Raw genomic sequence first — 13933 nt, 5'->3', positions numbered from 1 at the left:
ATGTTATGCCGGACCGTCTTCTAGAACGCCGCGTTCCGCGGAGCCCGTCCACGCAACACCATGGCTTCGCGCACGCGGTCCTGGGCGGTGCTGCGCGCCACCTCGTGGGTGGTACGCCCCTGAGCCTTCGACGCATCGAGGGTGTCGATGGTGCTGGCGCGCAGTTTGTTCGAGATGTTGGCGAACACTGCAGCGGGTTCGGGACGGATGCCGGAGTAGCGGGCGTCCATGGCCACGGCTGCGGCCACCACGCCGCCGGCGTTGGCGATGAAGTCCGGGACGACGGTCACGCCGCGGCCGTGCAGCACTGCCTGCGCTTCGGGGCTGCTCGGCAGGTTCGCGCCTTCGACGACGATCCTGGCAGGCAATGTCCGGGCGAGATCGGTGTCGATGACGTCCTGCAATGCGGCCGGGATCAGGACGTCCGCCGTCACCGAGAGTTCTTCCCCGGCGGCGAGCGGCTTTGCGTCGGAGTACTCGTCGACCAGGCCGTCACCGTATCGTTCGCGCAGGTCGAGCAGGGCGGCGACGTCGAGGCCGTCCGGGTTGTGGATGCCACCCCGCGACGTCGAGACGGCGACAACCGTGGCGCCCAGTTCGGCGAGGCGTTTCGCGCTCGCCGCTCCGACCGCTCCGAAGCCCTGGATGGACACGCTCAGCGAACCGGTGGACAGGCCGATCGCCTGCGCGGCGGCGTCGGCGGACTCCGCGACTCCGTGGCCGGTGACGCCGAGTTGGTCGTACGGGAGTCCGCCGAGCGCGTGCGGGGTGCCGACGGCGCCGCCGCGGCCACCGACCTCGTCGAGCATGATCGCGGCGTCCTTCTCGGTCAGTCCGACGTCGAGGCCGAAGACGTATTCCTCGGGGACCTCGTTGCGCAGGGCCCGCACGAACGCCCGCAGGACCGCTTCCTTCGACTCGGCGTGCGGGTCGGCCCAGATCCCGGCCTTGGCGCCGCCGTAGAAGAGGTCGACCCCGGCCCACTTCCAGGTCATGTTCCGGGCCAGCCGGGCGACCTCGCCGACACTGACGGTGGTGGACATGCGGGTGCCGCCCTTGCCCATGCCGCGGGCGGTGTTGTCGATGACCAGAACGCCGCGCATGCCGGTGCGTGCGTCGGAGACGCACACCACCTTTTCCGGGCCCCATTCGTCGATCAGTTCGAACATCGTCGTTGCTCCTCGTGCGATTCGAAGGGGTTTCAGGCGAAGTTGACGCCCTGAGCCAGGGGCAGCTCACGGGAGTAGTTGACGGTGTTCGTGGCCCGGCGCATGTAGGCGCGCCACGCGTCGGAGCCGGATTCGCGGCCGCCGCCGGTGGTCTTCTCCCCGCCGAATGCGCCGCCGATCTCGGCTCCGGACGTGCCGATGTTGACGTTGACGATGCCGCAGTCCGAACCGTCGGCGGCGATGAACCGCTCGGCCTCGCGCTGGTCGGTGGTGAAGATCGACGACGACAGACCCTGCGGGACGTCGTTGTGCAGAGCGATCGCCTCCTCGAACGTGTCGTAGGTCAGGACGTAGAGGATCGGTGCGAAGGTTTCGTCCTTGACGATCGCGCTCTGCGTCGGCATCCGCACGATCGCGGGCTCGACGTAGTACGAATTGTCGCTGCTGGGCCGGCGCCGACCACCGACGAGGATCTGCCCGCCCTGCGCGACGGCCTGCTCGAGGGCTTCGGTCATGTTGGCGTGTGACTTGCCGTCGATCAGCGGGCCTACGAGGGTGCCGTCGGCGAACGGGTCGCCGATCGGGAGGCGCCGGTAGACCTGGGAGATCCGGTCGATCAGCTCGTCGGCGATGTCCCGGTGCACGATGATGCGGCGCATCGAGGTGCACCGCTGACCTGCGGTGCCCGCGGCGGCGAAGACGATGCCGCGGGTGGCGAGATCGAGGTCCGCGGACGGGGTGACGACCGCGGCGTTGTTGCCGCCGAGTTCGAGGATGGCGCGGCCGAAGCGGGCGGCGACGCGCGGGGCGATCTGCTCCCCCATCCGCTCGGAGCCGGTGGCGGAGATCAGCGGCACCTTCGGGCTGTCGATCAGGGCCTGGGTGTCGGCGGCACTCGCCGAGACGAGGACGTTCAGGTTGGCCGGTGCGCCCGATTCCGCTGCGGCGCGGTCGAACAGCGCGGAGCAGGCGGCGGCGGTCAGGGTGGTCAGCTGGGCGGGCTTCCAGATCACCGCGTCACCGCAGACGATGGCCAGGGCGAGGTTCCAGGACCACACCGCAGCCGGGAAGTTGAACGCGGAGACGACACCGACGACGCCGAGCGGGTGCCACGTCTCCATCAGGCGGTGGCCGGGGCGCTCCGAGGGCATGGTGCGGCCGTCGAGCTGGCGGGACAGTCCGACCGCGAAGTCGCAGATGTCGATCATTTCCTGGGCCTCGCCGAGGGCCTCCGAGCGGATCTTGCCGACCTCGATGCCGATCAGGTTGGCGACGTCTTCCTTGTGCTCGGTGAGCAGTTCGCCGAGGCGCTTGATCAGGAATCCGCGGACGGGGCCGGGAACGGTGCGCCACTGCAGGAACGCGTCGTGGGCGGCGTCGATCGCGGCCTCGACGTCGGCAGCGCCGGCGGCCGGGTAGTCGAACAGGGCGTCCCCGGTGACCGGGGTGCGGGCGGTGACGGTGTTCGTCACCCCGGCGGTGTCGAGCACGGCCGGGTCGACCCCACATCGCTGCAGGCTGGTGCGGGCGAGCGTACGCAGTTCGTCGGTGGTGGGCAGGGCGATGGTGTCGGCGACAGCGGTGCTCATTTACTTGACTCCTTGGGTAGCGATGGGTGCAGGTACTTCGATGGGTCCGCGGATGTGCAGTTCGGTGGCGACACGAGCGAGGGATGCACGGCGGACCCCGTCGTAGAGCGCATACGGGTCGTGCAGGGGACGGCCCAAAACTCCCTCCATCCAGTCGGCGTCGACAGCGGCTGTCGACTGGGTGTCGTCCTTGCGACCGTCCGACGTCAGGTTCGACAGGAAGATCCCGGCGGCGGACTTCGGCAGGAAGTCCTCGTAGACGATCGGCTCGGGGCGGACCCAGCCCTCGTCGATCAGATCCGGCAGCGACCGGGACGGCGCGTGCCCGTTGGGCAGCTTGTCGGTGTTCACCGTGTACGTGAAGTAGGCGAGGTCGTGCAGGGCCAATCCCTGCTCGGTGGCAGGCATCCGCTGATTCCACTGCTCCGCGGCGATCGCGTTGCGCGCCTCGGCCGACACCGGTGCCGTCGCGGCGGCCTCCCGGACCGCCTGTTCCGTCTCGACGGTCAACCGGTCGTAGACTTCCCGGCCGCGGACGGTGGCGGCGATGCCGCGGGCTTCGACCTCACCGAAACGCACTCGCAGCGACCCCGCCTCGACGCTGCCGTCGGCCTCGCGGAACATCCGCGGTTCGGCGAGGGCCCGGAACGAGGTCTGACGCAGCAGCAGATCCGGGCCGGCCCACCTGGGCGGTCCCTGGATCGTGTCGATCATGTCGATGCCGCGACGCTCCATGCGGGCGTACAGATCGTCGATGTCCAATACCCGCGGGGTCAGGTGGTTGACGTGGGTGCTGGTGACGCCGCCGATATCGGCGGCCACCGACGACACCTGTTCGAGCTCGCGGTACCAGGCGCGGTCGACGGCCTCGGTGGAGAGCTTGAACGCCGCCGTCGCGAGGGTCAAGAACATCTCGGCGTCACCGGAATTCAGCCCCCGGTACTCGCTCGCCCGGTCGGCGAGGACCAGCAGTTCGGTGGTGAACAGCGTGCGCCTGGCGAGGAAACTCTCGAGTCGCCGCTGCAGATCTGCGCTGAAGAAGCGGCGGTCCGAGGGGACGAGCATCGACGTGAACACCCGGAAGGGGTTGCGCGCCAGTTCGTCCGGGTCCGTGGGCCGGAAGGCGGTCGAGACGACCGGGACGGAACTGGCAGCCGCCTCGCGCAGGTCGTAGAACCCGACCGGGTACATGCCCATGGCCGCGAACACGCGTGCCACCTGCGCCATCTCCTGTGGGGTGCCCACACGGATGGCTCCGTGGCGTTCGGCGGTGACCCGGGCGATCGAGCCCAGCCGTTCGGCATCGGCACCGGGACGCGACAGCACGGCGTCGTTGACGGCCTGCGAGACCTCGAGCAACGTGGTGTAGGCGGGAACTTCCTTCCCGTACATGTGCGAGAGGCGGCGAGCGAACTCGGCGCGCAGTTCCCACTGCTGGGTGATCGGCATGCGTGCAACTCCAGGGTCGATGGGGTCGGGTGAGAGCGAAGTCGTGTTGTGCCGGAGGGTTTTCGAACAGTGCGGCAGTTCGACGTTTCGTTCCCGCTCGTTCATCGTGGCGTGCCGGATTGAATAGCACCAGCGACGAAAACTAGCCACAACCGTTTAGGATCCCTATATGAACATGAGTCTGGCCCACCTCGTCACGCTCCGCGAACTGGCCCGGCGCGGAACGATGGTCGCGGTCGCCGAAGAACTCGGATACACCGCGGGCGCCGTATCCCAGCAGATCGCAGCGTTGGAGAAGGCCGTCGGCTCGCAACTCGTCACCAAGGTGGGACGCAACGTCGTCCTCACCGATTCCGGGGTCGTCCTGGCCGAACACGCCGTGAAAATCCTGAGCGCGGAACAGACCGCCCTCGACGCGCTCCGCGCAGTCCACGACGACGTTGCTGCGCCCCTTCTGCTCGGCACCTTCGGCAGTACCGCCGCTGCGCTGCTGCCGCCGGTGGTGGCCGCCGCGCAGCGCGAGTACCCGCACCTAGCCCTCAGCAGCCGCGAACTCGACGTCGACGACGCCGCCACCGCGGTCCAGCGCGGACAGGTCGACGTCGCTTTCGGGCTGGACTACCCCAACGCGCCGATGCCCCGCACTCCGGATATCGAGATGATCACCCTGCGCAGCGAGCGATTCGGACTCGCCGTCTCCTCCGGGGCATACGGCATCCGCACCGAGTGCACGATCGATCTGCGCGAGGCCGCGGACTGGAACTGGATCCTGCCGCCCGCGGAAACCCAGTTCGGTCGCGCCATCCGAATCGCCTGCCGGCAGGAAGGATTCGAACCGATCGCACGGCACGAGATCGTCGACACCGCCGTTTCCCTGGCACTGGCCGCGGAGGGGCTGGGCGCGGCTCCGGTAACGGACATGATGATCAAGCTCAACAGCTCGGTACCGATCGTCCGGGTCGACCTCGCCCAGGAGATCGGCAGGCGGATCGTGCTCCTGCGGCTCGCCGGCTCGGAGATCCGGCCCACCGTGCGGGCCGTCACCGAGATCGTGCGTGCCGTCGTAACCACGGCCGAGACGCGATGAGGACTCTACCGAGGGGAAGTCAGTTCTCCTGGCCGGTGGAGGTGTCCCGTGCACCCTGGTGCTCGGCGATGAAGCGTCCCAGTGTGAGGCCGACGTGTAACTCGAGTCGCTGCGCGCCCAAAGACAGGTCGAGGCCGGTGACCTCCTCGATTTTCGCAAGCCGGTAGTACAGGGTCTGACGGTGGATGCCGAGGATCGCGGCGGTGGCGCCGGTATCGCCGGCCTGGTCGAGATAGGTCTGGGCGGTGGCGAGCAGGTCGATGTTGCGGTGGTCGAGCAGGGCCCGCACCGACGGCGTGAGGACTGCATCGGCGAGGACGCCGGTGGGCCCGCACGAGGCCAGCCGATAGATGCCGAGCTCTTCCCAGTAGGCGATCGGTCCCGTCGACTCGTCGTGCCGGGCGACCCGGGCACCCAGCTTGGCTTGCTGCCAGCTCCGCCGGGCCGAACGCAGCCCTCGACAAGACCCTCCCACTCCGACCAGCGCTCCGGCGCCCGCACCGCTTTCGGCGATGGACCGGACAGGGTCGACGGCGCCGTCCGCCGCAGGCACCACGACGGCGGTCAGCGATCCGATCGGCGCCAGCAGACTGCGCGTGCCGGGGGCGGGCAGGAGACCGTCGACGGCCAGCACGGTCAGCGCGCCGCCATCGGGAAAGAGTCCGGAGTCTTCGATGCGAGCAAGCGCACGGGCGAACGCCTTCCTGTCCCCTTCCAGGAGGTCGGCGACGTCTACCGCCAGATCGTCGCGGCCCCGCGAAGTATGCGCGAGGTGAGCGCCCGCCTGACCGGCCAGGGACATCGCGGCAGTCAGATCACGATCGGACACCGTGCTGTTCTCGTCCGGTAGGACGAACAGATACCCGTACGCCGAACCGGCGTAGCGGGCCGGGAGGCAGATCCGTGACGACGCCTCGATCTGCGGATTCTCGGGCGTGGTGACCGGGCGCATGCTATCGGCGATGCCGAAACTCTCGTACCATGCACGCGCTTCCGGCGGACAACTCCGGGTGAGGATCGACTGCACCCGGTCCCTGTCGACGCCCGGCGACTGGGTGCTGTAGGCCATCAGCGAAAAGGCCCGATCGACCAGCACCACCGACGCCGACAGTCGTTCGGCCACCTCGGCGACCACTTCATCGAGAGTCACTTCACCATCTCCGTGAACGGCATATTTCGTGGGCAATACTTACTGCGATCATTCCGAGTCGGCCATACAAGTGTCTGAGCGCCGGGGCCGAAAATTCTGGCAGCTGTCCCTAGCATGCTACGTGTTGCGCCGTTACGTTGGTCACACACGAACGGAAGTTCGCCATCTCGCCAGGCTTCGGCCTCGGCACATCCTCTGTCGGAGCGTCCGACCACCGCAGAACGGATCGCGCCCGATCGCCCTCGTGTCCGACTCGACCTTTGGAGCGTGTGATGTCCATTCACGAACAACCGCCCGAGACGTTGCAGAAGTCTCTGAAGCAACGCCACCTGACAATGATCGCGATCGGCGGCGTCGTCGGCGCAGGCCTCTTCGTGGGCTCGAGCGCCCTGCTGCACACCTCCGGACCCGCAGCCTTCATCTCCTACGGCGTCACCGGCGTCGTCATCGTCCTCGTGATGCGCATGCTCGGCGAAATGGCCACCACCAATCCGTCGACCGGATCGTTCGCCGGCTACGCCCGCAAGGCCTTCGGCGGCTGGGCCGGTTTCACCACCGGCTGGCTCTACTGGTTCTTCTGGGTCGTCGCCGTCGGCGCCGAAGCCGTCATCGGCGGCAAACTCCTCCAACGCTGGATCGACCTGCCCTCCTGGATGATGGCCACCGTTCTGCTGCTTGCCATGGTCGCCACCAATCTCCGTTCGGTCCGCAACTTCGGCGAATTCGAATACTGGTTCGCGGGAATCAAAGTCGGCGCGACCCTGCTGTTCCTCGGTCTCGGCGCGGCCTACGTCTTCGGCCTCTGGCCCGGCCACACCGCCGACGTCAGCAACCTCACCGACCTCGGCGGCTTCGCCCCCAACGGCTGGACGGTCATTCTCTCCGGCGTCGTCGTCGCAGTCTTCTCCATGGTCGGCCCGGAAATCGCGACGATCGCCGCAGCCGAATCCGCCGAACCCGAAAAAGCCGTCGCCAAAGCCACCAACTCCGTCATCGCCCGCATCGGATTCTTCTACATCGGCTCGGTGCTGTTGCTCGCCATCATCGTTCCCTGGACCGACGTCGAGATCGGCCAATCCCCCTTCGTCGACGCCCTCGCCCACATGGGCATTCCCGGCGGACCCGACATCATGAATGCCGTCATCCTCGTCGCCGTACTGTCCTGCCTCAACTCCGGGCTCTACACCTCCTCCCGAATGCTCTTCACCCTCGCCCACAAAGGCGACGCCCCGCACGGCATCGCCAAACTCGACAGACACGGCGTCCCCCGCAACTCGCTGCTCCTGGCAACCCTCGTCGGTTTCGCCTGCATCGGCCTGGACTACCTCTCCCCCGACACCGTCTTCGCGTTTCTCCTCAACGCCTCCGGCGCCACCATCCTCATGGTCTACCTCATGATCGCGATGTCGCAGATCAAACTCCGCGGCCTGATGACCCCCGACGAAGTCGCCCGGCTCCGCCTGAAAATGTGGCTGTTCCCGTACCTGTCGATTCTCGCCGCCGGCAGCATCGTCGCCGTCCTGGTCTCGATGTTCTACGTCGAGACAACCCGATCCCAGATCTCCCTCAGCGTCGCCGCGCTGGTCGCGACTCTGATCGCCTACCGACTCCGCCGACGACTCAACCCACCCGTCACCAGCCACCCCGCACCCGTCACGAACTAGCACCCGGGGCGGCGGCAGGCGAGACACACCGTCTCCTGCCGCCGCCCCTTTCCGTGCGAGCACCCGAGGTTCAGTCCCGTCGGCGCGCACGGTCCGCGTCGAGCTGCGCGGCGAGCAGCTGCGCCAGGTGGTCGCCGCGGCGATCGGTCAGATCCGCGAGCTGGGTGCGGCAGGAGTATCCGTCCGCGAGGATGGTGGTGTCGGCGTCGGCTCCGGCCACGGCGGGGAGAAGCTGCTGTTCGGCGACGGCCACCGACACCTCGTAGTGCCCCTTCTCGACGCCGAAGTTCCCGGCCAGGCCACAGCATCCACCCAACCGCTGGACCTGTGCACCGGCCTTCTCCAGGAGCTGCGCGTCCGGACTCCACCCCATCACCGAATGGTGGTGGCAGTGCGGCTGCGCGACAACGGATTTACCCTCGAGGGACGGCGGTTCCCACCCTCGGTCCGTCAACAGTTCGGCCAGGGTGCGGGTGGCCTCGGCGACCGGGTCGGCGGCCGCCCTGCCGAGCAGTTCCGCGGCGTCCGAGCGCAGCACCCCGGTGCAGGACGGCTCCATGCCGACGATCGGGATTCCGGCCGCGGCGCTGCCGGACAGTGCGTCCACGGTGCGTCCGAGGATCTTCTTCGCCGCGGTGAGCTGCCCGGTCGAGATCCAGGTCAGTCCGCAGCACTGCTGTTTGTCGGTCAACTGCGGTCGGTACCCGGCGGCCTCGAGCACCCGCACGGTGGCGTGCCCGACCTCGGGGGTGAAGTAGTTGGTGAACGAGTCCACGAACAGCAGCACCGGGTCACCGGTGGTGGCACGGTCGTTCTCGGTGGCCTTGAACCAGGACCGGAACGTCTGCTTCGCGAACGGGGGGATGGTGCGGCGCCTGTCCACTCCGGCCGACGACAACGCCAGCGGTCCGATGCCGGGAACGCGCATCAGGGCGTTGACCGGACCGGGGGCACGGCTGGCGATCTTCGCCCAGCGCGGGAGCCACCCCAGCGAGTAGTGGGAGGCGGGGCGGATGCGACCCTGGTAGCTCTGGTGCAGCACTTCGGCTTTGAACGCGGCCATGTCGACCCCGGTCGGGCAGTCCGAGGAACACCCCTTGCAGGACAGGCACAGGTCGAGGGCGTTGTGGACCTCCGGCGAACGCCAGCCTCCGTCGACGGCGGTGCCGTTGATCATCTCCTGCAGCACGCGTGCACGGCCGCGGGTGGAGTCCTTCTCCTCCCGTGTCGCCTGATACGACGGGCACATCACACCGCCGGTGGCGGTGTTGTCGGCCCGGCACTTCCCGACGCCGGTGCAGCGGTGCACGGCCTGGGTGAAGTCGCCGTCGTCGTGGTGATAGGCCATCGCGAGTGGGCGGCGCACGAGCGGGGCGGCCGGCACCCGCAGATCCGCGTCGACGGGGCGGGGGTCGACGACGACACCCGGGTTGAGGATGTTGTCGGGGTCGAAGACGTGCTTGACGGCGGCGAAGAGTGTCATCGCGTCCGGTGAGTACATCAGCGGCAAGAGTTCACTGCGGGCGCGGCCGTCACCGTGCTCACCGGACAGGGAACCGCCGTAGCCGGCGACCAGTGTGCTTGCCGCGACCAGGAACTCCCGGAAGATGCCGCTGCCGCCGGGCTCGTCGAGCGGCCAGTCGATGCGCACGTGCAGGCAGCCGTCGCCGAAATGCCCGTACGGCAGGCCGGTGACGTTGTAGTCGTCCATGAGGGCATCGAAGTCGCGGAGGTAGTTACCCAGCATTGCCGGTGGCACGGCCGCGTCCTCCCACCCCGCGTGCGCGGGCAGTCCGGCGGGGCTGCGCCCGGCGAGCCCGGCTCCGTCGGCCCGGATCCGCCACAACTGCGCGGTGCGGGCGGCGTCGGTGACCACGAGGCTGTCCACGGCGCCGCAGTCGCGTCCGACCTGCTGGGCCCGGGCGATCGTCTCGTCGAGATCTTCGCCGACGACCTCGACGAACAGCCACGCCGCCCCCGTTGGCAGCGGCGGCACCGCGCCCGGGCCGCGCCGCTCGCGCACGACGTCGACGATTCGGGAATCGATCCCCTCGCAGGCCGTCGGATCGAACTTCAGCACCAGCGGGGTGGCGTCTCCGGCCGCCGCGATGTCGGGGTATCCCAGGACGACCAGAACGCGGTGGGCGGGCTCGGACACCAGCCGAACCGTGGCCCGGGTCGCGACGGCGAGCGTGCCCTCGGTGCCGACCAGCATGCGGGTCACGTCAAACCGGTTCTCCGGCAGGAGATGTTCGAGGGCGTAGCCGGACACCTGACGGCCGAATCGGCCGAGTTCGGTGCGGATGGTCGCCAGGCCGGCGCGGGTGACCTGCTGCAATGCACTCAGTGCCGGGGATGCCGTCACCTCGCCGGGCGCGCCCAGTTGCAGCGACTCCCCGGTCCCGGTGAGCACATGTAGACCCGTCACGTTGTCCGAGGTCCGGCCGTAACCGAGGGTGCGGGACCCGCACGCGTTGTTGCCGATCATGCCGCCGATCGTGCAGCGCGTGAACGTCGATGGATCTGGGCCGAATCGCAGGCCGTGCGGTGCCACTGCCTGCTGCAGCACCGTCTGAATCGTGCCCGGCTCCACCGTCGCGGTCTGTGCGTCCGTGTCGATCGAGAGCACCCGGTTCATGTGCCGGCTGAAGTCCAGGATCAGTCCCGTCCCGACCGCGTTGCCTGCCACCGAGGTGCCGCCTCCACGACTGGTCAGCGGCACACCCTCCCGGCGGCACACCGCGAGGGCCGCCGCGACCTCGTCGGCGTGCCGCGGCCGCGCGACGACCAGCGGTCGCACCCGGTACAGAGATGCGTCGGACGAATAGGCGGCGCGGGTCGTGCCGTCGGAGAGAACATCGCTCACTCCAGAACTGCGCAGCTCAGCGGCCAGTGATTCAGCGGTGATCATTCGTAGCATGCTACAGCTTCTAGCATGCTACGAACAGTCCCGTGTTGTTACAGTGATCGGGTGGCAGACGAAGCGCTCGAACTCGAACCGCTCACCCCGTTCCCGGGACGACGGATGGAGCAGGCGATCGCGGCCGTGCGGGCCGCCATCGACGACGGCCGCATGAAGCCGGGAGTGAAGTACTCGGTCTACCAACTCGCCGAGGGCCTGGGCATCTCCCGCACCCCCGTGCGCGACGCGCTGCTCCGCCTCGAAGAAGTGGGACTCATCAAGTTCGAGGCTCGGCAGGGCTTCCGCATCCTGCTCCCCCAGCCCAAGGAGATCGCCGAGATCTTCGCAGTCCGATTGGCGCTGGAACTTCCCGCCGTCCGCAAGGCCGCGACCGCATCCGACCCCGCCTTGTCGGACGCACTGCTCCGCCGGCAACGCCTGATGCGGGACGCGGCCGCCATCGGCAACGAACACGAATTCGCCCACCACGACCTCGGACTCCACGACCTGATCCTCGACGCCGCCGACAACACCCGGGCCCGCGCGATCGTCAAGACACTGCGCGAGACCACCCGGCTACTCGGGGCCAACACCGCCGACAAGACCAGAACCCTCACCGACATCGACGACGAGCACACACCCGTCATCGACGCGATCATCGCCGGTCAACCCGACGAGGCCGAAGCCGCGATGCGCAGGCACCTCGAAAACACCGGACGCCTGCTCGTCGCACAGGCTCTCCGCACGGAGGCGTCCGATCCGTCCGTCGACGAGATCTGGTCGGCCGTCGTCTGACCTCCACCCGTGAGTACTTGTCAACGGCCGGCGGTTGACAAGTACTCACGGGTGCGACATCAGTCCTGCTTGGGCACCCAGTGGTCGGTCACGAGTTCGAACGATTGTTTGAGCTCGCCGTATGCCGCACGTTGAGCCTCCTCGCCCTCGCCGTACCGCCGAACGGCTGTCTCGTGTGCCGTGGCGAAAGCGGCCTGCACCTCCTTCGATGATCTCCGCAGTGTCTGTGGGAGGTCGGTCCGATTCACGGCTCCACTCCTTCTCGGTCATGGGCTTGATGTCGTACCCATCGATTGTCCGCCCGGTACCACCGCGACGGAACCGGAGTTGGGCAAGTTTTCCGACTCCCGACAGCGGCGACACAGACCGGGAAACACCAGCATCGGACACCGGTATAGGCAACAATGGCTCGGGAAGCTCGCCGCCCTGTGAAATTCATTCTCGCCGAAGGGAATTCCGCACCAGAGGAGACTCGATGCCCGTTTCGCCACACTCTTTGTTGCAGCACGTCCAGGATCGCACCACCGACCTACGCCGATGGTTGGATACCGGCGAGAACACCGCCACCTTGACTGCATACCTGCGCGACGAACCCGTCGACCACCGATGGCTCTCCACCTACCGACGACTCACCCACGAACTGCTGCGGGCGGTCGACCACGCCTGTCCCCACAGGGAACCTCACGACACGCGGGCGCCGAGCGTCGACCGCCAATCGGACCTGCAGTGAACGACGACCAACGCCGGGCGCTCGAACACGTGCGCGACACGTGCGCGATGCTGCACTGCTTCCTGACCACCCACCCGAGCGACCGACCCCCGGAACGGGTCCGCACCGCCACCTTCGAGCAACTCACCGACGACCTCCTCGACGCCGTCACCTCGGCACAGAACGCCGGCGTCCCGGAAGAACGCATCTTCGACATCATGTGACGGATGGACTTCGTCTGCGTTCAGCCCAGGTCGAGTTCGGCGCGGTGGAACCCCCGATGGGGGTGGTGCTGATGATGACCTGTTGGGTGGTGGGAAGGGTGATGGAGAAGTAGGCGCTGCCGCCGTTGGAGAGGTAGACCGCGCGAGTGACAGTGGATCCGTCGGGCAACCTGGTAATGGCGCGATCCGGATCGATCTCGTTCAGGTACTCGTCCTGCGGAGAAGCCGCGGATCGGCCGCTGACGACGGCAATATCCAGGCGCCCGACCCCGGCGGGAGATTCCACGGTGACCACCTCGCAGACGTTGTCCTTACCGAAGTCGGTCAACCGGAGTGATCCGATCGGTCGGTCAAGGGTGAGATCGCTGTTGCTCGGCATACCCGCCCATCGCGCTTCGAGCGCCCGGTCGAGCCGGGCCACCTTCTCACGGGTCAACTCCGGCCCGTTTCCCTCGGTGTTCGCCCCGCAGGACGGCATGAGCGGTAAGGCCGGGACGACCGGCGCCGTCACCGTCAGCGGCGGCGCGGTGGCGATCGCAGTCAACTCGTCGAGGGTCAAGGGAATGTGTCCGCTGTGCTTGGTGCCCGTCCTCGGGTCGGTGTAGTCGGCGTCGCCGGCCGTGGCCACGATCCGGGTGCCGTCGGGACGGTAAGCGACGACGGTGCGCTCGAGTGTGCGGACCCCGTTGATCTCGAACCAGCTGTCCAGCGAATCGAGCACCGTACCGTCCGGGAGGCTGTCGCGTCGATCCAACGCCCCTGCCACGCAGGGCGGGACGGGACGGTCCCAGGCCCGAACATCGACCGTCAACGTTCCGACGTGCCCGTCCCGGATCAGCGAGCCGCGGGCAGTGGTCGATCCGCTGAACAGGTCCGCATCACTCTCCCGGGGGAAGGTGGACCCGTCGTAATCGGCGATCGGCTCGAACTCCAGAGACTCGCGTGGACTGGCGAAGACCAACTCCACCGAGTCCGGCAACGCACTGACGACGGCTTGCGTCATCGCTGCCGCCTTCGCCCTGGAGAACCACGGATACTTCGGGTTGTCGTACTCCTGCGAGCCGACGACGGCGAAGTTGACACGTTCAGGATCCGAGGGCGATTCGACCACAGCACACCCCGGTATCCGCGTCGGGTACTGCGCTGTCCCGCCAACTCCGCTTCCGGTCCTCGGCCACAACTTCTCTCCCCCATC

General features: G+C 67.9%; 12 protein-coding genes. 5 read left to right on the top strand and 7 right to left on the bottom strand.

Going from position 1 to position 13933, the window contains the following annotated elements; all coding sequences use genetic code 11:
* Window positions 1-20: 20 nt before the first annotated feature.
* The 3 genes from JWS13_RS42510 to hglS are packed head-to-tail and all read right to left on the bottom strand — an operon-like array spanning window position 21 to window position 4207.
* Window positions 21-1169 (bottom strand): Glu/Leu/Phe/Val family dehydrogenase, encoded by a 1149-nt coding sequence (locus tag JWS13_RS42510; protein WP_206011071.1) that lies wholly within the window; start codon window positions 1167-1169, stop codon window positions 21-23.
* Between the two features lie 32 nt (window positions 1170-1201).
* Window positions 1202-2758 carry an L-piperidine-6-carboxylate dehydrogenase gene (gene amaB, locus JWS13_RS42505; RefSeq protein WP_206011070.1) on the bottom strand — a complete coding sequence of 519 codons (1557 nt, stop codon included), beginning with the start codon at window positions 2756-2758 and terminating at the stop codon, window positions 1202-1204.
* Window positions 2759-4207 carry a 2-oxoadipate dioxygenase/decarboxylase gene (gene hglS, locus JWS13_RS42500; protein ID WP_206011069.1) on the bottom strand — a complete coding sequence of 483 codons (1449 nt, stop codon included), beginning with the start codon at window positions 4205-4207 and terminating at the stop codon, window positions 2759-2761.
* Window positions 4208-4376: 169 nt separating this feature from the next.
* On the opposite strand from hglS, the gene JWS13_RS42495 reads away from it, so the two are divergent.
* Window positions 4377-5294, top strand: a complete 918-nt coding sequence (locus JWS13_RS42495) for a LysR family transcriptional regulator (RefSeq protein ID WP_206011068.1) — start codon at window positions 4377-4379, stop codon at window positions 5292-5294.
* Window positions 5295-5313: 19 nt separating this feature from the next.
* Here the strand turns inward: JWS13_RS42495 and JWS13_RS42490 are convergent, their stop codons facing one another.
* Entirely contained in the window at window positions 5314-6444 is a 1131-nt protein-coding gene (locus JWS13_RS42490; RefSeq protein WP_206011067.1) for a PucR family transcriptional regulator, read from the bottom strand.
* A 272-nt stretch (window positions 6445-6716) separates the two neighbouring features.
* Between JWS13_RS42490 and JWS13_RS42485 the strand changes: the two genes are divergently transcribed.
* A complete protein-coding gene (locus JWS13_RS42485; protein ID WP_206011066.1) occupies window positions 6717-8108 on the top strand; it encodes an amino acid permease in 1392 nt (463 codons plus the stop codon).
* 70 nt (window positions 8109-8178) lie between these two features.
* Here JWS13_RS42485 and JWS13_RS42480 read toward each other — a convergent pair whose 3' ends face one another.
* Window positions 8179-11028 carry an FAD-binding and (Fe-S)-binding domain-containing protein gene (locus JWS13_RS42480; protein ID WP_206011065.1) on the bottom strand — a complete coding sequence of 950 codons (2850 nt, stop codon included), beginning with the start codon at window positions 11026-11028 and terminating at the stop codon, window positions 8179-8181.
* A gap of 51 nt (window positions 11029-11079) precedes the next feature.
* Between JWS13_RS42480 and JWS13_RS42475 the strand changes: the two genes are divergently transcribed.
* Window positions 11080-11805, top strand: coding sequence for a GntR family transcriptional regulator (locus tag JWS13_RS42475; protein ID WP_206011064.1), 726 nt, complete (start codon window positions 11080-11082; stop codon window positions 11803-11805).
* A 59-nt stretch (window positions 11806-11864) separates the two neighbouring features.
* On the opposite strand, the gene JWS13_RS42470 is transcribed toward JWS13_RS42475, so the two are convergent.
* A complete protein-coding gene (locus JWS13_RS42470; protein WP_072941588.1) occupies window positions 11865-12053 on the bottom strand; it encodes a ChaB family protein in 189 nt (62 codons plus the stop codon).
* A gap of 227 nt (window positions 12054-12280) precedes the next feature.
* On the opposite strand from JWS13_RS42470, the gene JWS13_RS42465 reads away from it, so the two are divergent.
* A complete protein-coding gene (locus tag JWS13_RS42465; protein ID WP_206011063.1) occupies window positions 12281-12535 on the top strand; it encodes a hypothetical protein in 255 nt (84 codons plus the stop codon).
* On the top strand, window positions 12532-12738 hold the full coding sequence (locus JWS13_RS42460; RefSeq protein ID WP_206011062.1) for a hypothetical protein: 207 nt from the start codon (window positions 12532-12534) through the stop codon (window positions 12736-12738). The genes JWS13_RS42465 and JWS13_RS42460 overlap by 4 nt, the downstream gene beginning before the upstream one ends.
* On the opposite strand, the gene JWS13_RS42455 is transcribed toward JWS13_RS42460, so the two are convergent.
* Entirely contained in the window at window positions 12731-13849 is a 1119-nt protein-coding gene (locus tag JWS13_RS42455) for a hypothetical protein (RefSeq protein WP_241032524.1), read from the bottom strand. The two genes, JWS13_RS42460 and JWS13_RS42455, sit on opposite strands and share 8 nt — an antisense overlap.
* Between the last annotated feature and the right edge of the window lie 84 nt (window positions 13850-13933).

It is taken from the genome of Rhodococcus pseudokoreensis, assembly GCF_017068395.1.
Taxonomy (GTDB): Bacteria; Actinomycetota; Actinomycetes; order Mycobacteriales; family Mycobacteriaceae; genus Rhodococcus_F; species Rhodococcus_F pseudokoreensis.
Note: the sequence above shows the minus strand (reverse complement) of the source record. Positions and strands in the feature narration are given on the sequence as shown.

What these genes read in the sequence shown, in the direction of transcription:
- JWS13_RS42510 (WP_206011071.1), bottom strand. Translation starts at nt 1,169, where the DNA reads ATGTTCGAACTGATCGACGAATGGGGCCCGGAAAAGGTGGTGTGCGTC.
- amaB (WP_206011070.1), bottom strand. Translation starts at nt 2,758, where the DNA reads ATGAGCACCGCTGTCGCCGACACCATCGCCCTGCCCACCACCGACGAA.
- hglS (WP_206011069.1), bottom strand. Translation starts at nt 4,207, where the DNA reads ATGCCGATCACCCAGCAGTGGGAACTGCGCGCCGAGTTCGCTCGCCGC.
- JWS13_RS42495 (WP_206011068.1), top strand. Translation starts at nt 4,377, where the DNA reads ATGAACATGAGTCTGGCCCACCTCGTCACGCTCCGCGAACTGGCCCGG.
- JWS13_RS42485 (WP_206011066.1), top strand. Translation starts at nt 6,717, where the DNA reads ATGTCCATTCACGAACAACCGCCCGAGACGTTGCAGAAGTCTCTGAAG.
- JWS13_RS42480 (WP_206011065.1), bottom strand. Translation starts at nt 11,028, where the DNA reads ATGCTACGAATGATCACCGCTGAATCACTGGCCGCTGAGCTGCGCAGT.
- JWS13_RS42465 (WP_206011063.1), top strand. Translation starts at nt 12,281, where the DNA reads ATGCCCGTTTCGCCACACTCTTTGTTGCAGCACGTCCAGGATCGCACC.